Origin of the sequence: Novosphingobium sp., assembly GCF_032093395.1 — a bacterium.
Taxonomy (GTDB): Bacteria; Pseudomonadota; Alphaproteobacteria; order Sphingomonadales; family Sphingomonadaceae; genus Novosphingobium.
In genome coordinates, this window is sequence record NZ_DAMDBA010000020.1 from 1 (window position 1) to 17728 (window position 17728).

Here is a 17728-nt window from a genome sequence, read left to right on the forward strand (position 1 = left end):
TGGCCATTACGAGATCGTGGCCGGTTGCCGCCGCTTCCATGCCGCGCAGCTGGTCGGCGCCGAAAGGCTGGCGGCCTGCGCCGAGGCCGGGGAACCGGACCCCGAGGCGGCGCTGCTGCCCTGCGCGATCCTTGACGATGCCGATGATGCGAGCGCGGTCGAGGCCTCGCTGATCGAGAACATCGCCAGACTCGATCCCGATGAAGTCTCGCGCTGGACCTGCTTCACCCGGCTGGTGAAGGAAGGACGCAGTATTGCGGAGATCGGCCAGACATTCGGCCTCCCCGATCTGGCGGTGAAGCGCATTCTCGCACTCGGCAATCTCCTCCCGCGCATTCGTGAGATGTACCGCGCCGAGGAAATCGACGCAGCGACCGTGCGTCACCTGACGTTGGCTTCGAAAGCGCAGCAGAAGACATGGCTTGCCCTTGTCGACGATCCCGACCCCTACCTGCCTCGCGGCTTCCAGCTGAAAGCATTTCTCTTCGGGGGGCAGTCGGTGCCGACCGGCCATGCGCTGTTCGATGTCGATGCAAGCGGGCTTTCGACGGTTGCCGACCTCTTCGGGGAGGATGCCTACTTTGCGGAGACGGACGCTTTCTGGGACCTCCAGAACGCCGCCATCGACGCCAGGCGGCTGGCCTATCTCGAGGCTGGCTGGGCGGACGCCGTCGTGCTTCCTCCCGAAAGCCACTTCCATTCGTGGGAGTATGAGAAGACCGCCAAGCGCAGGGGCGGGCGGGTCTATCTCGACGTGCGCGCCAATGGCGAAGTCGTCATTCATGAGGGTTATCTCTCGCGCAAGGAGGCCGCGCGGCTTGCCAAGGCCAGCTCGGAAAATGGCGGCGCCGGGAACGGGGACGGCGCGGCTGGCAAGGCAGTCCGTCCCGAACTGACTTCGATTACCCAGACCTATATCGACCTGCACCGCCATGCCGCCGTGCGCGCCGAACTGCTGGGCCGTCCGGGCCTCGCCCTGCGTCTCATGGTCGCTCATGCCATTGCCGGATCGCCGCTCTGGCGGATCGCTCCCGAACCGCAGGCGGTGAAAAGCGATGCGGTCAGGGAAAGCGTCGAGACCTCGCGGGCAGAAGCGGTGTTCGATACCGCGCGTCGCACCGTGCTCGCCTTGCTGAACCTGCCAGGCGACGAGCCGACTGTAATTGGCGGGGGCGTGATCGGCGGAAGCGGTTATGGCATGCGCGGATCGCCTCGGGATTTGTGCCGCCTGTTTGCACGGCTCATCGAGCTTCCCGACCAGACGGTCATGGAAATCCTGACCGTGGTCATGGGCGAGAGCCTTGCGGCTGGAACTGCGGCAGTGGAAGCGGTCGGCATGGGAATGACTGTCCCAATGGCCGACTGGTGGCAGGCGGATGCGGCCTTCCTCGATACGCTGCGCGACCGTGAAGTCCTGCTGGCGATGGTGGGAGAAGTTGCGGGCGAGGTTGTTGCGAGCGCCAACGGTAGGGAGAAGGGCAAGACCCTGAAAGGCATCATCCGCGACCACCTTGCAGGCATTGACGGGCGCGTGAAGCGCGAAGGCTGGGTGCCGCGCTGGATGGCGTTTCCGCCCACTCAATATACCGAGCGGGGCGGTGTCGGCACGGTGAACGCGCATCGCCGGGCGTTCGAGGTGTCCGACCCGGATTCCGGCGAGGACGAACTTCATCCGGGCGAGCCCGGCTCCGGCATTGCCGATGGCGATGGGCGCGACGGGGAGACGGAGGGCGATGGCTCCCGGCTAGCTGCCTGAAGAAATGGACCGGAGGCGGACCCTTCCGCCTCCGGTCGATCCTGCTGGGGCATTGAAAATTTTGGTGGCGAGGCCGCGCCCTGGCAGGCGCGGCCTCGCCGCTGATAGCAAAAGTTCGTTGCCGTCAGGCCCTGCCGATGGCACCCATGGAAAGCCATGACAGAAGTTAAAACAGACGCATTTCAAGCCATCGAAAACTCGTTTCGCGTCTCGCTCCGGAACCTGTCTGCGACGATTGCATTGCCCAGACGCTGGGTCTGTCGCCGCTCGATCATGTCGAACAGGCGACCCGCGAACTGGTCGGAGCCAATGGCTTCGAGCGCAGTAAAGGCGCGTGCAGCCTCTGCGGCGAAACGCGTCTCGTCACCCGCCGGCACTGACGCAAAGTAGCCGGCGGCAGGCTCGGGCAGCGATGCGATAAGCGGATCGCCCCGTCAGACCAACACCTGATCGAAAGCCTGTTTTCCCGGCGCCGCAGCGTGGCTAGCGGCGCGGATGCGATCGGGCGCCTCCTTTTGGTCCGGATCGCGTCAACCCTAACGGGGGACCGCCCCAATGCCCCCCGGGGCGGTCTTTCCGTAGTGGCAACGCTCGCCGGTCCCCCGTATCAGGCCGTTTGAAAGCGCATTGATGTCGGTTTCTCGCCCGGGTTCGACCCATGCCGGATGGTGCAAAGCCTGCGAGCTCCCTGCCACAGTTCGGCGGAACGCCCGGCTCTCACATCGCTCGCCTTCCGGTGGGCGGTCACCAGCGCTTCGGCGGCATCTTCGGCATCGAAGTCGAGACGCAGGGCGCCCGCATTCCCGTCGCCGGGAAACTTCAGGGTGTAGATGTTCACTTCAGGCTCCTCCAGCCGCTTCGGTCATGTTTCCCGACCTGGTCGCGCCCGCCCTCAATAGCATTGCTCTATGTCAACTTCGCGATACCCAATTCGGGTGATCCTTGCAGATCATGTTCGCCCGCCCAGGTGCTGCGCCCGTCGCCTTGTCCGCCGTCGCTTGCCGTGTTCCACGCTGCGGTATCACGACGCCGCAAGCCACGCTGACCACGCCTTCTTTCCCGAAATAAACGGGCCTGCGTTGCGGACAGATGCCCGACCGAAACCGCGCGGGGATCGGCTGTCAGTCGGTCGGATCCCGATCTGGCTGCGTAGCAGGCCCCGTCGTCCTCGCCCGATTCGCGCGTCCCGGAGACGGGCTGCGCGCGGGGAACGTAATTCGCGTGCCTCACGAGGCTGAGCGACAGGTCGCTGCGTTCAGCACTATCCCGCCGGCGCAATCACCTGGCGCCGACCAGGGCCCCGTCCGAACGAATGCGGCAGGTCCGTGCCCCGGCAGGCCTTGCGGGGGTTTGGGATCATCGATTGCCGCGAAATCGCCGGCCGCAAGCCGGCCGAAGCTGACTGGCTGCGCGCAAGAGACTTATCCGATTGCCGGCATCCTTTTGTGCTCCTGAGCCCGGGCGCCCGCACCCATTCCCGGATCCGAAAGGCAATGACCTGGAAGCGGTCGCGGTCCCGTCGAAACCATCGCCCGGCAACTTATTTCCCCGACCGCCTGGCGGTCTCCTCGCGGGCGCTTCGCTCGCAAATAAGCCGCCGGCTCCTGTCCTGCGCTGCGCTTCGGCCCAAGGGTTCGCGGGCCCTGGCGAGCCGTTCCTGCCGGTCTGCCATCGTCCGGGAAATCGGTCCGGGACGACCCACTCAGGAGACGAACAATGCCAGCAATCGGATATGTCACGCGCGATGGCCACAGCTTCAAGGGCCAGCTTCGCACCCTCTCGATCCGCGCCGAGATCGAGATCACCCCCAATCCCCGCAAGACCAGCGACGCCCAGCCCGACTACCGGGTTTCCTCGGGCGGGGTCGAGGTCGGCGCCGGGTGGCTGCGCCGCAGCGAAAGCTCGGGCAACGACTATGTGTCGCTCAGCCTGGCGGCCCCGGAATTCGGTCCCCGCCGGCTCTACGCCAATCTCGGGCGCGCGGCAGGCCGGGACGACGAGGACAGCTTTGCGATCATCTGGAATCCGGCCGACTGACAGCCGGTCCCCGCGCCGTTTCGGCGCGGGGATTTCTTCATTCCGTGTCCAACACAAGTGTTGTTCTCGCCCCGAACTCGTCTAGAATCAGGTGATTATGAAAACTGATCTAGGCCATCTCCCGGAAGCAAAGCGCGCAGACCTGAAGCGTGTTGTGGAGATCGTCTTCCATGAATTCGAGGACGTTCTCGCGCTCGCCACTCAGGGCTGGAAGAAGCAGGGGCGGATCATGAAAGTGATCCTCTACGGTTCATACGCGCGTGGGGACTGGGTCGCCGACCCGGTGGGCCGATACTATTCCGATTACGATATCCTCGTCGTGGTCAGCGACGAACGCCTTGCCGATGAAGCCGAGTACTGGGGCAAGGCCAAGGACCACCTCAATCGGGCATACGACATTACCAAGGTGATCTCGGCACCTGTTGGTCTCACCGTCCATTCGATGGCGGACGCGAACTTCCAACTTGCGCGCGGACGGCCGTTCTTCGTCGACATCGTGCGAGAGGGCATCGTCCTGTATGAACTGGAAGCCCAGCAGTTCGAAATGCCCAAACCGCTCGACAGCGCGGTGGCGCACATCGAGGCGGAAAACCATTTTAAACAGTGGTTCGACAGTGGAAGTCAGTTTCTCCAAGCCGCTAAATTCTTGATAGCCCAGGGAGGGGATAATATCCCTGCGTTTCAGCTGCATCAAGCAACGGAGAACTTCTACCACACGGTACTTCTGGTGCTGAAACTATATAGCCCAAAATCGCATAACTTGAAGTTTCTCCGCGGTCGCGCCGAAGATATCGCGCGGGATCTGATCCCCATCTGGCCGCGCGATACCAAGTTCGGCGCCCGGTGCTGGGAGCTGCTCTATCAGGCTTACGTCAAGGGCCGGTACTCCCCGCACTATGTCATTCGTGATGTCGAGCTGGAATGGCTGGTCGAGCGCATCGAACTGCTCGAAACCGAGGTCAGGTCGATCTGTGAGAAGCACCTGGGCAAGTCGCTGGACTGAAAAAGTTGGTCTCCAGCGTAGGGTGTTCATCGGTGATTGGAGTCTCCCGCCAGACGTTTTGACGCGAGGTGATTATGAAGACTGATCTTGGCCACTTATCCGGACAGAAGCAAAGCGACCTCGACCGGATAGTCCAGATCATCTTCTCGGAATTCGACGACCTCGTCGCTCGCGCAACGCAGCCTTGGAAAAGGCGGGGCCGGATCCTGAGTGTCATCCTCTACGGTGCTTATGCGGCCCCCGATTGGGATGCCTGCCCAATGGCCGGTCATGCGTGGGATTATGATGTCCTCGTCGTTGTCAATCATGAGCGACTAGCCGACGAAGTGGCCCATTGGCGCAAGGCAAAGGCCGCTCTCGCGCGCGAGCATTCAATAGCCAAGCGTATTTCGGCGCTGCCAAACCTGATTGTCCACTCCCTGGAGGACTTCACCCGGCAACTTGGACACGGAGGCCCGTTTTTTGTGGACGTTTTGCGGAAGGGAATAGCCCTTTATCAATGCGGCTCGATGCAGTTCGAACCGCCCCGAAAGCTGGACCGGGACGAACTTCGCCTGCAAACGCAGCAGCTTTACAATCAGTGGTTCGACAGCGCCAAGATCTTCCTCGATATGGCGGATTTCGCCCTGTCCCGGGGAGCGAACAGCCACGCGGCGTTCCTGCTTCATCAGGCTGCTGAGCAATCCTATCAGGCCATCCTGGCGGTCAAGACGCTTCACTGCCCGCTCTCGCATCATCTCAAATTCCTGCGCGGTCGTGCCGAGAACGTTGCGCGCGATCTGATCCCGATCTGGCCGCGCGAGGACAAGTTTGCCCGTCGTTGTTTCGAACTTCTGCATCTGGCCTACATCAAGGGGCGCTACTCGCCCCACTACGCGATCAGCGATGCCGAACTGGACTGGACGTTCGAGCGGGTTCAGGCGCTTCAAACAGCGGTTCAAGCCATCGCGGAGAAGCAAATTTCCGAACTTTGAGTTGGTTCCCGGCTTCTTGCGGCGATTTCTTTGAGATGTGCCGGATTGCTACGTGACCCAGATTCGCGGGTGCTACCGGATTGACCAAATCCGCCTCGTCCGCGAACCATTACACCCCTGGCAGGGGGGCGAACATGCCAAAGGGCAGGGTTACGACATTCAATGCGCGAAATGGCTACGGGTTCATTACGCCTGACGACGGCGGCGCTGATTGCTTCGTCCATTTGTCGGCGGTCGAGGCGTCGGGATTGATGGTGCTGACGGTCGGGCAACGCGTCTCCTATGAGGTCCTTGTTGCGCGGAACGGGAAGGTGTCTGCCGTCAATCTGGCGGGGCTGCGTACCGCTGAGCGCTGAAGAGTCGAATTTGCCTATAGCCGTTTTCGACTCTGCCTGACCGGCAGGTTTTCCCTCATTTGAGTGTCCCTCACGGGCGGCTCGGTGCCGCCCGATGCACGGAAGGGACACCATGGAAGATTCTGACCAGGTCGGCCGGGCGCAGCGCGCCAAGCGCGGCTCCCCGTTCCTCAACACTCCCCAGGCTGCCAACTATCTCGGCATATCCATCCGCCTTCTGCTCAGGCTCAGGCGGGGCGGCGGCGGGCCGATCTACCGCCGACATTGCCGGTTCATCCAGTACCATATCGATGATCTAGATGCCTGGAGCGAAGCCAACTCCGGCCGGGCTTTCCGCCGGTGAGCGGGCTTTCAAAGCCTCGCAGCGAGGCACCGCTGCAACCGCTCGGCACTCAGGCTCGAGCCGAAAAGCGCCGCTTCAAAAAGCGCCTGGTCATTGCCGTATGGGCAAGCTTCTGGGTGGGCGCTTTGGGTCAATCCGCAGCGATGCCACCGCTCCCGTTGTTGGTCTGGAATGCCAGCGCAAGTGCCCCCACGGGCCTGTATTGGGTCAATCGCAAACGGCAAGTCCTGCCGGGGGAGACGGTCATTGCGCGCATGCCCTATGCCTGGCGGGAATTTGCCGCCACGCGTCGCTACCTCCCCAGCAATGTTCCACTGGTTAAGCGTGTGGCCGCTTCTAAGGGCCAGGAAGTCTGCGCGCTGGGGCCCCTGATTTTTATCGACGGCGTGCCAACCGTCGAGCGCCGCCTGCGCGACGGCCAAGGACGTCCGATGCCCTGGTGGGAGGGCTGTTGGCGGCTGCGTCACGGCCAGTACTTCCTGCTGATGAAGAACAGCCCGGAATCCTTCGATGGTCGCTATTTCGGCATCACCGGCAGCGCGGACATCATCGGGCCGGCGAGGCGCATATGGGCGCGCTGAAGGGCCTGATCGCCGCCGCGACGGTCATCGCGGCAAGTCTCGCCAGCCCCGCCAGCGCCGACGACGTCGAGCGCTGGGCTCCCCACATCGCCGAGGCTTCCGCAAGGTTCGGTGTTCCAACCAGCTGGATCGCGCGAGTGATGCGTGCCGAAAGCCGGGGGCGCACACGGCTGGGAGGCCGTCCGATCCGCAGCGTCAAGGGCGCCATGGGACTGATGCAGCTCATGCCCGGGACCTGGGCGGAGATGCGCGCCCGTCTCGGGCTTGGAAACGATCCCGACGACCCGCGCGACAATATCCTGGCAGGCACGTTCTACCTGCGCCTGCTTTACGATCGCTTCGGTTATCCGGGCTTGTTTGCAGCCTACAACGCGGGACCCGGACGTTACGAAAAGTACCTCGCAGGCGTACAGTCGCTTCCCGCAGAGACACGCAGCTATCTTGCGCAAGTAGCGGCGGGCGCAAATGAGGCCGCGATCGATCCTGGCTCCCGGATCGACGCTTCTGCCCAGCACAGGATGTTCATCGGCATCGGCGGCGGTGGTTCGGGTGCAGTGACAGCGGATGAAACCAGGCAGGCCGTCGATCCGATGTTTGCGGTCCGCGCAGTGCCCTGATCGCTAGGTGATGCAGGGCCGGCGGTCTTTTTGGGACAGAGCTTATCTGCGATCGTGCGCTAGGCGGAGAGGTCAACACCTCTCTCGGACTTACCAGCGTGACGGTCTCTGCAGCGGCTGTAAAGGCCGGCGGCCCCTCCAATTTTGCTGCAGAGAATGAGCGCGCTGCGCGCGCGAGTTTGTTTGTTTCCCTGCAACAAAATCGGTTCCTCCGCCGCCGCTTCGCGGCGCACCGGCAAGCCGGCGCGGCCCTGACAGCCGCTGCGCCAACCGTCGTCCAGGAAAGGTCCTCGAACGGCGGGGATGCTTAGGCGAAGGAGGCTATCATGGTTGCTTACGTGAACATCTCGGCTGCGGCGGATCAGGTCCTGGAGAGGCTGGTTGAGGGGCTCGAAATCGAGTTCGGGCGCGGTGCGGCAAGCGCATTGGCCGCGCGGTTTCTGGAAGCGGAGGAGAGCGATTTTGTGTGGGATGCGCGGGTCTGCGAGCGGTGGCTCGGCGCCTGGGAGCACGGTGAGGATGCGGATGGCGAATTCATCGGGTGGCGGTGGTGGGGCGGCTCGATGGGCGCTGGTTTGCAGCGGTCAGCATTGTGGATGGCGAGGGGCAAGCGCAGGGGCTCGTTGCGCGGCGCGATTGCGCGAGTGAGGCCGAAGCGCGCGCGGCTTACGCGTCCTTGCGATGAGGACAGGGCGAGAAATTGCGGCCGGGACGTGGGTAAGCGGGTACCCGCGTGCCGGCCATTGCCGTTCGGGGGGCAGCGTTGGCTGCACTGGGTCGGATGGGGGTTCTGTTGCTTGGAGGTAGGCTGGAGGCGGGGAGATGGCGGAGGTGGGCGGGACAACAAGATAGAAGGCGTGTCTCACGACACGCTTAAGTTTCTGTCTGCACATCGTTTCTTGGAGAGACTGAAGCCCCTGCGGAGAGACTTTCGCGAGACATGGCCATTCGGGAGACCTTGCATGGATTTCGACGACGATTTCAAGCCGCGCCTCGGCCGGCAGCGCGATGTGCGCGCCAGAAAGGTAGTGAAATATGCGAGCCGCGTCGCCGTCGCCGCTGGCCTCATCGGCAGCGGGAAGAAAGGCGGCAAGCTCGTCGGCAGCCGTATCGGTCGTGGAGCTGCGCTTGGCCGTGCGCTTTCGGGGCGGGACCGGCTGGCGGGATATCGGGCCCGCCGTGTCGTCGTGAAGACGAGGCTGGTGAGGGTACGCGGGCCCAGCGCGAGCGCCCTCAAGGCGCACCTCCATTACATTCAGCGCGACGGCGTGACGAAGGAGGGCGAACGGGGTGTGCTGTACGGGCCCCACGACGACCGCATGGATGGCGCCGAATTCCTCGAACGCTCGAAGGGCGACCGGCACCAGTTCCGCTTCATCGTTTCGGCCGAGGACGGCGACCAATATGGAGATCTCAAACCCTACATTCGCCGGCTCATGAACCAGGTCGAAGAGGATCTGGGAACCAAGCTTGAGTGGGTGGCTGTCGACCACCATAACACCGGTCATCCTCACACCCATATCGTGCTTCGCGGTATCGACGATCGGGGCAAGGATCTCGTTATTGCGCGCGACTACATTTCTCATGGCTTCCGCGAACGCGCGGTGGAGCTTATGTCTCTCGATCTAGGCCCACGCGCGGACCACGAAATCGAAGCCCGGTTACGCCACGAAATGGAGCAGGAGCGGCTCACGGGTCTCGATCGCCGGCTCTTGGGGCGGATGGATGCAGATCGGTGCGTCTCTCCGCACGACCGTGATCCGTTTTTCCAGGCACTGGAGGCGGGGCGTCTACAGGCTCTGAAGAGGATGGATCTTGCCAGCGAATTCGGGGATGGGCGCTGGCAGCTTGCGGATCGGTTCGATGAAACCCTGAGGGCCATGGGAGAGCGCGGCGACATCATCCGCCTGATGCAGCGCGAAGTCACGCGGGCTAGACTGGACCGACAGGACCAGCGCATCTACTCGCTGGAAACGGGACCGATCGTCGGCCGTGTCATTTGTCGCGGGCTTGCGGACGAACATCGCGACCGGCATTTCCTGCTGGTCGATGGCATTGATGGTCGTTCGCACTATGTCGACATCGGGCCGGCAACCGCTATCGAACAGTTGCCGCGCGGCGCTATTGTACGGGTCAGTCCCAGGATACCCGAGGTGCGCGAAATCGATCGCAATGTGCTCGCGGTGTCGCAGGCCAATGAGGGGCGGTATTCAGTGGCTCTGCATCAACGCCGCGACCGCTCTGTCACCCATGCCTATGCGCAAACGCATGTGCGCAGGCTCGAGGCCATGCGGCGGGCCCGGTTCGACGTTACCCGAGAAATCGATGGGTCCTGGCGGATTTCCGAAGGACATCTGGCAATCGCCGAACGCTTCGAGCAGCGGGATGTGCAGTCGCGACCGGTCAATGTTGAAATGCTGGGCGCGGGAGCAGTGGATCGGATGGCCGCGATGGAGGGGACGACCTGGCTCGATCGCGAGCTCGCTTCGCCTTCCGGCTTGGCCATGCGCGACGCGGGATTCGGCCGGGAAGCTCGCGCGGGTCTGGATCAGCGGCGCCAGTGGCTGGTCGAGCAGGACCTGGCCGATGTTGCGCCGAGCGGTGTGAGGCTCCGGCAGAATGTCCTCGCATTGCTGCAGAGGCGCGAATTGCTTCGCCTTGCGGCGGGCCTTTCCAGCGAGCTAGGAAAGGAATTCGCCGAGGCGAAGTCGGGCGATTGGATCGAGGGAAAGATAAGCCGGCGGATCGATGGGATTTCCGATCGATTTGCTCTCATCGAGCGCAGCCACGAATTCACGCTCGTTCCCTGGAGGCCGGTGCTCGAAAAACAGCTTGGTCAGCAGGCCGGCGGTATCATGCGCGAAGCCGGTATCAACTGGCAGTTCGGGCGGGGCCGATCGGGGCCGGAGATTTCGTGATCGTTTGGCGCGGACGGTCTTTTGGCGACGCGGAAAAACAGCGGGGGCGACCATCCGATCGTAAATGGCCGCCCTTGGAAGTCAATCAGACCGGCGGTTTGATGCCGGCCGGGTTGACCTTCAGGCCTTCGTGTCTGCAGTGTTCGGGGCCGTTGTTGCCTCGGCAGGTGCCGACGGCGCGGATGCCGCCGATGCCGGCGGGTCTGCAGCAGGCACCTTGATGCCAAGCTTCGACCGGCCCTTTTTCGGAGCAGGCGCCTTAGCGTTGGTCTTGGGTGCGGCTGCAGCCTTCGGCTTCGCAGCTGTAGGCGTTGCTGCCTCGGCGGCCTTCGTTGCCGCAGGCTTCTTTGCTGCCGGTGCCTCAACAGCGGGTTCGCTAGCTACCGGAGCTGAAGCGGGCGCTGCCGATGCGGCGCTGGCAGGCGTCCTTGCCATGCGCCGCGATGGCTTGCTCGGAGCCTTCGCCGTGCTTGCAGGCTCGCTCTTCGTCGCGGCCGCCTTCTTTTCTTCAGGTTTGGCTTTTTGAGCGGCGGCAATGTCGGCTGCGGACTTTGGCGTCGGCCTGTTCGCCATCTTCGCAGCCTTTTTCGGCTTCGAAGCCGAAGCCTTGGCAGCCGGGGCTTCTACGGCAGGCGCGGATTGCGGCGCTGGCGCTGCCTTTCCGGAAGGCTTGCTCGATGCCTTAGTTACAGCCTTGGCAACCGGTGCCGGCTTGGAAGCCGCCTTCTTCGGTTCTGCCTTAATTGCCTTACCGGTCTTCGCCGGGGCGGGCGCCGAGGTGTCCGGAGCCTTGGATGTGGCCGGCGCTGCGCGTGCTACTGCATTACCGCTGCCGCCAAGACCGGATGCCTTGGCAAAAGCCCGACGCTGCTCGGAATAACTCGGCGATACCATGGGATAGGTGGCGGGAAGATTGTAGCGCTTGCGGTACTCTTCCGGAGTAAGGCCGTTGTTGGCCAGATGCCGCTTCAGTGCCTTGTACGGCTTCCCGTCGATCAGGCTGAGAATGTGGTCGCGAGAGGCAAGGCTTTCTTCAACCGAAACAGCCGGCTTGTATTCTGGCTCTTCGACCTGCGGCTTCCCGGCGTCTCCGGCGAGTGCGCTGCGGGTCGCCTTGATCAGGGCGGGAAGCGCATCGCTCGAGATGGTGTTGTTGGAGACAAAGGCGCTGAGCAATTCAACTGTCAGGCGGGCGAGCTGTGGCTGCTCGGTGTCGGACATGGAAAGTCCCTCTTCTGAGGTTTATCGGAGGGTGCCTTTGTCTTCCCATTCGCGCTCCAAGTAAAGCCGATTTTAGACGGGTACCCGGCTGTCGCTAGTGAGCCATGACGCGTTCTTTACAGTATAACCCCCGACTTGGTCCGGGATGGATCAGATGATCGCCCGCTTCCGCAAACTGTCTTTCATGGTTTCGATCTCAGGCGAGACGCTGGTTCCCCGATACGCGAGCGAGGTCTCGTGGCGAACGAAGGCGCCTTCACGGGCAGCGCTGAGCCAGTTGAATGATCCCACGCAATAGACGTCGTTGTCGGCCATCACGATTTTGCTGTGCACGTCCTTCACTTCCACGACGATGGCCCCGACACCTTCGAGGTTCTTTTTTGCAGTGGTAAAGCTCTCGATGGCGCCCTTATCCTGCTTACTCCGCCGATCATTCAGAGCGCGGTCGGTATAGACCGTGACTGAGACCCCGGAGTTTGCGGCGGCCTCGATGAGGGGAACGATCCTGGCACCCTGCAGCCCGCGGTCGGTCAGCCACGGGGTGACGATGTGAATGTCGCTGCGGCATTCCTCCAGGGCGTCGCGTAAAAAGCCGTCGTGGGCATCGAGATCGGTGAGGTGCACCAGGCCTGCCTCGCGCGTGAGATCGGGCCGCTCAGGTGCGTCGAACAACAGCCGATTGCCTTCGTGCGCCAGGAGCCGCTGCCTCAACCGGCCGCGCGGGCTGCCCGGCGCCGCTGAAGAGAAGCAGTCCATGTCGCCGAACACCAGGAAGCTGTTCATCGCGCGCGATACCGCCACGTTGAGCATGCTGGCCTTGGCGTCGATGAAAGCGCCGTCTGCGTGCTTGGAATATGTCGGGGAGAACAGGATTACCGGCCTTTGGCCGCCCTGGAACGTATTGATTGTACCGATCGTCACATTGGAGCCGGCAAGGCTTTCCTGGCGTCCGAGCGCCGATGTGATGGCCCGGGCTTGGCCGGCGAACGGTGTGACGATGCCGACGATGTCAGCGAGGGTCTTGCCGGGGTACGCGGCCAGCAGTTCCTCTTGCCGATCAACCAGCCACCGGGCGATCGTTTCCGCCTCGAGGGCATTCCGGCGGCTGCCGCCGGCGATAGCATCGCACCGACCGTCGATATGAAGGTAGCCGAGGGCAGGGAAGCCGTCGCTTTTGCGGGCTTCCGATTTGAGCCCGCGCTTCGGCTGCAATTTGCCGCGATAGCAAAGATCGTTGCAGTACCCGACGATCTCGTCGAAACAGCGCCGATGCTCGTAGAGCATCAGGCCGCGCTCGAGATCTGCATCCTGGTGATAGCGAGACGCATGCTGGGCAATCCTCATCACGCTGCCCGACGACGCGGCGCGGCCTGTCTCGAGGAAGGCGGCCAGGTCCGGCCCGTTGTCATCGCCGCCAATGAGGCCGGCCTGCCTCAGATTGCCGACATCGTTCCGACTGGGCACGCTCCAGATCGGCTCGATCTGGGCGGTGTCTCCAATGATCAGCGCGCGCTTGGCAAGGGCGAACGATGCCCCGGCAATTTCCGGTGTAACCTGTCCGGCTTCGTCAACAATCAGAAGATCGATCTGGCCGTAGAGATAGTCCGGCAGAAAATCGCCGTCCTGGAACCGGCTCGCGCACAGCAGTCGTGGCAGCATGTAAAACGTCGACACAGCGCACGGCGTCAGCTTCATGCGGCGTGCCCACCGCGCCGTCATCGGGATCCTGCCGGTTTTCTTCTGCTTGGCCGGAATGTCCGGGTCGGCCGCCATGTCGAGTAGCCAGCGTCCTTCCCAATAGTGGGTCGTCGTCAGGAAGATCGGGAAGCGAAGCAGGCGATCCGCAGCCTCGTCGGCGTCGGCAAGTGTCACGGAAGACGCTGTTTCCGGCGTAATCGACAGCACCGAGAGGGCATTCGTCCAGATGCCGCGGGCGGTGGCTTCGCCGGCGATCGCTGCGTCAGCGCGACCGAGCGCTGCGATACATTCGCCCACCGCCGACTGCGCCTGAGTAACTTCAGTCCTCACCGATGACGAGATATCCCCCATGCTTGTCCATTCGGGCAGAGGGCCGGACCAGTCTGAAGCAAGAGCTGCCCGGGCTGCGGCAAGCCGGCGTTTTGCGATCGAGGGGAGCCAGCCAAGCAAGGTGTGAAGAACCGGCTCGGAGGCCTGGTGCAGGTCCCAGAGGCTCGAGATCGCTTGTGTCCGGCACAGCGCGGCCTCGGCCGCTTCGAGACTCTCAGCCCGATCGGCGCGCGACTCTCGCGGATCCGGACCCAGTTCTGCATGAACGACCGCTCGCGCTTGGAGCAGTCCCTCCCAGGCATGCTCGATCGCCGACAGCATCTGCGCCTGATCGGTCAACCGCTCGTGCAGCGCGGTGACGACGGTTGCGACGGTCAGTGGCTGAAGATGGGGGAACGCTTTGGCTGCCGCGTCGAGATAGGCAAGACGGCATTGCTCGACCTGATCGGCGTCCTCGAGGCAATCGAAGAAGGCGGCAATCTGATAGGTCCTGGCAGCCTCGCTCTCGCGCCGCTTCGATGGGAAATAGGACCCGAAGCTGCGCAGGGCCGGCAGCCATCGCCCGGCGAAAGGCCCGGTGCCTTTGGCATAGTCGGCGCCGAACGCATCGAGAATGTTGGTCACGGCCTGGTTGTTCGTCGATGTCGCGACGATCAGCGGTGCTTCACTCTGTTCGAGCGCCGCCTTGGCCCAAAGCGTCGTGATGACCGAGAGGAGCATGGTCGTTTTGCCGGTACCGGGCGGGCCGTTGACCGCGAGGACTTCGCCGTCCTTGGAGGCCGTCAAGTGAGCAAGGGCCTCGCGCTGAGCGGGTGCCAGCGCATAGGTATCGCTTGAGTGGCCGAGGCGCTCTGCAAAACGCGAGTTTTCGGGGAGGCACGGCTCGGTGCGTTGTTCGTTCTGGCCGGCAAATGTAGCGAGAAGTGGGCCGTAAGCGCTGTCCAGCTCGATCTGGTCGTAGAGCGCAAGAACATTGGCGGACATGCTGCCATGCCCGTCGGAGCGCTGGATATAACCGTGCGGAGCGAATTCGAAGCGTTGATCTTCCTCAAGGGCGGATGCGACGCCCCCCATGAGGCCTTCCGCGTGCTCGACGTAGTCCGCCCATTGGCAGTCTTCGGACAGCGGGTGCGTGGTGACAAACGTGTCGAGCGCATCGATCGTGCCCACCGTGAAGGCCATGCGATGCAGAGGTTCGAGAATGTCGCGCGGGACAACGCTGCTGACCGGGCGAATGAGCCAGCCGTCGCGGGTTACCGTCATCCGCGTTGCAATCGGCGTCACGACTTCGGGAAGGCTGCTACGCTTCTGCCCGCGCTCGGTGCGTGAGGCAAAGACGAAGGGGCGCAGGATGATCGCAAATGTTTCATTCGGCGAGGCATTGGCGCTGAACAGGGCGGCAACGAGATTTGAAGGGAGGCGCCCGGCATCGAGGCTCGCGTGGTCGACCATTAGAAAATCGCCCGCTTCCTTCTGGGTGAAGGTGCCGCGTCCCAGTTCTGCATCGGCCAGCGAATTGCGCCAGTACTTGGTAACCTTCTGAGTATCGCTCGTCATGATACGCCGCATGCCTTCATGGGGCGGGATTGTCATGATTAATATCACGTAATCAACCGGCGGATGATCCAATCATCCAATACGGTGCAGGACTGGCCGTCTTCATCGACTCGCTCATCACAGCAGCGATGGCAAAAAAGCGTCTGCCGGTTCTGAAGTGCACCCGAAAGACACCTCGGTGCACCAGACAGGGACTGTGATCTCCGCCGGTTTTCCGGGAGTCTTGCCCCGACGCTGCCGGACGCGATCCGCGGCGTGTGGAGGCTTTCATGACCCCGACGAAACTCCTCATCGGACAGATGATGGTCGTGTTCGCGATCGTCTTTGCCGGTGTCTGGCTGGCAACCCAGTGGGCAGCGGCCGAACTTGCATACCAGCCCGAACTGGGGAGCCCCTGGTTTGTGCTGCTGGAGCGCCGGATCTACGCGCCCTGGGCGATTTTCATCTGGTGGTTCGAGTTCGATGCCTACGCGCCGGCGGTGTTCGACAAGGCCGGCGGAATCGCGGCTTCCAGTGGGCTGGTCGGCTGTGCCGCTGCGATTGCCGGATCCGTCTGGCGCGCCCGGCAGCGCAGCAATGTCACGACCTATGGGTCGGCGCGCTGGGCGAGCCGCAAGGACATCCGCAAGGCCGGGCTCATGGCCGACGAGGGTGTGTTCCTCGGGCGGATCGGTGCAGATTACCTGCGCCACGATGGTCCCGAGCATGTGATGGCCTTTGCGCCAACCCGCTCCGGCAAGGGCGTTGGTCTTGTCATTCCGACGCTGCTGAGCTGGTCAGGATCGGCGGTCATTCACGACATCAAGGGGGAGAATTGGCAGCTGACCGCCGGATGGCGCGCGCGCTTCTCGCACTGCCTGCTGTTCAACCCCACCGATGCACGCTCGGCGCGCTACAATCCGCTCCTGGAAGTGCGTCGGGGTGTCCACGAAGTCCGCGATGTTCAGAACATCGCCGATATCCTCGTCGATCCCGAAGGCGCATTGGAACGTCGCAGCCACTGGGAGAAGACCAGCCATTCGCTGCTGGTCGGCGCGATCCTCCATGTTCTCTACGCCGAGGAAGAGAAGACGCTCGCGCACGTAGCAACATTCCTTTCTGATCCGGCGCGCAGTTTTGCCAACACGCTCCATGCCATGATGTCGACAAACCACCTTGGCACATTGGAAGCGCCGCAGGTCCATCCGGTCGTGGCATCGGCCGCGCGTGAAGTCCTCAACAAATCGGTCAATGAGCGCTCGGGTGTGCTCTCGACGGCCATGTCATTTTTGGGCTTGTACCGCGACCCTACTGTGTCGGCGGTAACGGCGGCCTCCGACTGGCGCATTGCCGACCTTGTTGACGGCAAGCATCCCGCTTCGCTCTATCTTGTGGTGCCGCCCTCGGACATCAGCCGCACCAAGCCGCTCATTCGCCTGATCCTCAACCAGATCGGCCGGCGCCTTACCGAGGAGCTACGCTTCGAGCACGGTTCGGACCGCAAGCACGATCGTCGGCACCGGTTGCTTATGATGCTCGACGAGTTTCCCGCGCTCGGGCGCCTCGACTTCTTCGAAACCAGTCTCGCGTTTCTTGCCGGTTACGGGGTCCGCGCCTTCCTGATCGCGCAGAGCCTCAACCAGATCGAGAAGGCCTACGGTGAGCACAACTCCATCCTCGACAACTGCCACGTGCGCGTTGCTTTCGCGACCAACGATGAGCGAACCGCCAAGCGTCTCTCCGATGCCCTCGGAACCGCGACCGAGCAGCGCGCCATGCGCAACTATGCCGGACACCGGCTCGCGCCATGGCTCTCGCATGTCATGGTCAGCCGTCAGGAAACGGCACGCGCCCTGCTGACGCCCGGCGAGGTAATGCAACTCGATCCGCGCGAGGAACTCGTGCTTGCCTCCGGCACGCCGCCGATCCGGGCCAGCAAGCTGCGCTACTTCGAGGAGCCCGCTTTCGCGCAGCGCGTGATCGCGCCGCCGCAGCTGAGCACCAAGGGCTATGCCGATACGCCGCCGTCGCGAAAGGAAGATTGGTCCGGGCAGGTTCGCGGTACCGACGACCGATTGGCACCGCCTGCCAGTGAGTTCGTGGAAGAGGAACAGCAGGGCAAGAAAGTGGTCACCGGCGGCGTGGAACAGGCGCGTACGGTCGAACTCGAAGCCGAAATCGATGCGCCTCCCCAGGAACCGCAAGTCGCCAGCGATCCGCTGGGGCTCACGGCGGATGACGACGATCCCGCATCGGACAAGCGCGTGCTCGACCAGGCGGCTCAGCAGCGGCTCGTGCGCGTCGCTTATGCGCTGGGCTCCGCCGAGCGCGGCGACCAATTCGACCTGGAGCTCTGAA

The 17728-nt window shown here is 63.1% G+C and carries 14 protein-coding genes; 10 read left to right on the plus strand and 4 right to left on the minus strand.

From position 1 onward, the window contains the following. On the plus strand, positions 1–1756 hold a 1756-nt coding region (locus RT424_RS09315; protein ID WP_313436770.1), incomplete at its 5' end, for a ParB/RepB/Spo0J family partition protein. A gap of 182 nt (positions 1757–1938) precedes the next feature. Here the strand turns inward: RT424_RS09315 and RT424_RS09320 are convergent. Both RT424_RS09320 and RT424_RS09325 read right to left on the minus strand, forming a co-directional pair. Then, positions 1939–2133 carry a hypothetical protein gene (locus RT424_RS09320; RefSeq protein WP_313436773.1) on the minus strand — a complete coding sequence of 65 codons (195 nt, stop codon included), beginning with the start codon at positions 2131–2133 and terminating at the stop codon, positions 1939–1941. 230 nt (positions 2134–2363) lie between these two features. Next, positions 2364–2594 carry a hypothetical protein gene (locus tag RT424_RS09325; RefSeq protein WP_313436775.1) on the minus strand — a complete coding sequence of 77 codons (231 nt, stop codon included), beginning with the start codon at positions 2592–2594 and terminating at the stop codon, positions 2364–2366. 878 nt (positions 2595–3472) lie between these two features. On the opposite strand from RT424_RS09325, the gene RT424_RS09330 reads away from it, so the two are divergent. The 8 genes from RT424_RS09330 (at position 3473) to rlxS (ending at position 10585) form a co-directional block, all read left to right on the plus strand. Continuing rightward, a complete protein-coding gene (locus RT424_RS09330; RefSeq protein WP_313436778.1) occupies positions 3473–3793 on the plus strand; it encodes a DUF736 domain-containing protein in 321 nt (106 codons plus the stop codon). 97 nt (positions 3794–3890) lie between these two features. Beyond that, entirely contained in the window at positions 3891–4796 is a 906-nt protein-coding gene (locus RT424_RS09335; protein WP_313436780.1) for a HEPN domain-containing protein, read from the plus strand. Between the two features lie 74 nt (positions 4797–4870). After that, entirely contained in the window at positions 4871–5770 is a 900-nt protein-coding gene (locus RT424_RS09340; RefSeq protein ID WP_313436782.1) for a HEPN domain-containing protein, read from the plus strand. An 80-nt stretch (positions 5771–5850) separates the two neighbouring features. After that, a complete protein-coding gene (locus RT424_RS09345) occupies positions 5851–6126 on the plus strand; it encodes a cold shock domain-containing protein (protein ID WP_409521463.1) in 276 nt (91 codons plus the stop codon). A gap of 112 nt (positions 6127–6238) precedes the next feature. Further along, positions 6239–6469 (plus strand): helix-turn-helix domain-containing protein, encoded by a 231-nt coding sequence (locus RT424_RS09350; protein ID WP_313436785.1) that lies wholly within the window; start codon positions 6239–6241, stop codon positions 6467–6469. Further along, positions 6466–7050 carry a S26 family signal peptidase gene (locus tag RT424_RS09355; RefSeq protein WP_313436788.1) on the plus strand — a complete coding sequence of 195 codons (585 nt, stop codon included), beginning with the start codon at positions 6466–6468 and terminating at the stop codon, positions 7048–7050. Before RT424_RS09350 ends, RT424_RS09355 begins: the two co-directional genes overlap by 4 nt. Then, on the plus strand, positions 7038–7667 hold the full coding sequence (locus RT424_RS09360; protein ID WP_313436790.1) for a lytic transglycosylase domain-containing protein: 630 nt from the start codon (positions 7038–7040) through the stop codon (positions 7665–7667). Before RT424_RS09355 ends, RT424_RS09360 begins: the two co-directional genes overlap by 13 nt. 962 nt (positions 7668–8629) lie before the next feature. After that, positions 8630–10585 (plus strand): relaxase/mobilization nuclease RlxS, encoded by a 1956-nt coding sequence (gene rlxS / locus RT424_RS09365; protein WP_313436793.1) that lies wholly within the window; start codon positions 8630–8632, stop codon positions 10583–10585. Between the two features lie 120 nt (positions 10586–10705). On the opposite strand, the gene RT424_RS09370 is transcribed toward rlxS, so the two are convergent. Beyond that, positions 10706–11806, minus strand: a complete 1101-nt coding sequence (locus RT424_RS09370; protein WP_313436796.1) for a MucR family transcriptional regulator — start codon at positions 11804–11806, stop codon at positions 10706–10708. A gap of 150 nt (positions 11807–11956) precedes the next feature. Then, positions 11957–15391, minus strand: coding sequence for an AAA domain-containing protein (locus RT424_RS09375; RefSeq protein WP_313436799.1), 3435 nt, complete (start codon positions 15389–15391; stop codon positions 11957–11959). Positions 15392–15660: 269 nt separating this feature from the next. On the opposite strand from RT424_RS09375, the gene RT424_RS09380 reads away from it, so the two are divergent. After that, positions 15661–17727 carry a conjugal transfer protein TraG gene (locus tag RT424_RS09380; protein ID WP_313436802.1) on the plus strand — a complete coding sequence of 689 codons (2067 nt, stop codon included), beginning with the start codon at positions 15661–15663 and terminating at the stop codon, positions 17725–17727. Position 17728 lies beyond the last annotated feature (1 nt).

Excerpts from the sequence above, each read along its gene's own strand:
- RT424_RS09335 (WP_313436780.1), top strand. The coding sequence starts at position 3,891 with ATGAAAACTGATCTAGGCCATCTCCCGGAAGCAAAGCGCGCAGACCTG.
- RT424_RS09375 (WP_313436799.1), bottom strand. The coding sequence starts at position 15,391 with ATGACGAGCGATACTCAGAAGGTTACCAAGTACTGGCGCAATTCGCTG.
- rlxS (WP_313436793.1), top strand. The coding sequence starts at position 8,630 with ATGGATTTCGACGACGATTTCAAGCCGCGCCTCGGCCGGCAGCGCGAT.
- RT424_RS09350 (WP_313436785.1), top strand. The coding sequence starts at position 6,239 with ATGGAAGATTCTGACCAGGTCGGCCGGGCGCAGCGCGCCAAGCGCGGC.
- RT424_RS09360 (WP_313436790.1), top strand. The coding sequence starts at position 7,038 with ATGGGCGCGCTGAAGGGCCTGATCGCCGCCGCGACGGTCATCGCGGCA.
- RT424_RS09370 (WP_313436796.1), bottom strand. The coding sequence starts at position 11,806 with ATGTCCGACACCGAGCAGCCACAGCTCGCCCGCCTGACAGTTGAATTG.
- RT424_RS09340 (WP_313436782.1), top strand. The coding sequence starts at position 4,871 with ATGAAGACTGATCTTGGCCACTTATCCGGACAGAAGCAAAGCGACCTC.
- RT424_RS09330 (WP_313436778.1), top strand. The coding sequence starts at position 3,473 with ATGCCAGCAATCGGATATGTCACGCGCGATGGCCACAGCTTCAAGGGC.
- RT424_RS09380 (WP_313436802.1), top strand. The coding sequence starts at position 15,661 with ATGACCCCGACGAAACTCCTCATCGGACAGATGATGGTCGTGTTCGCG.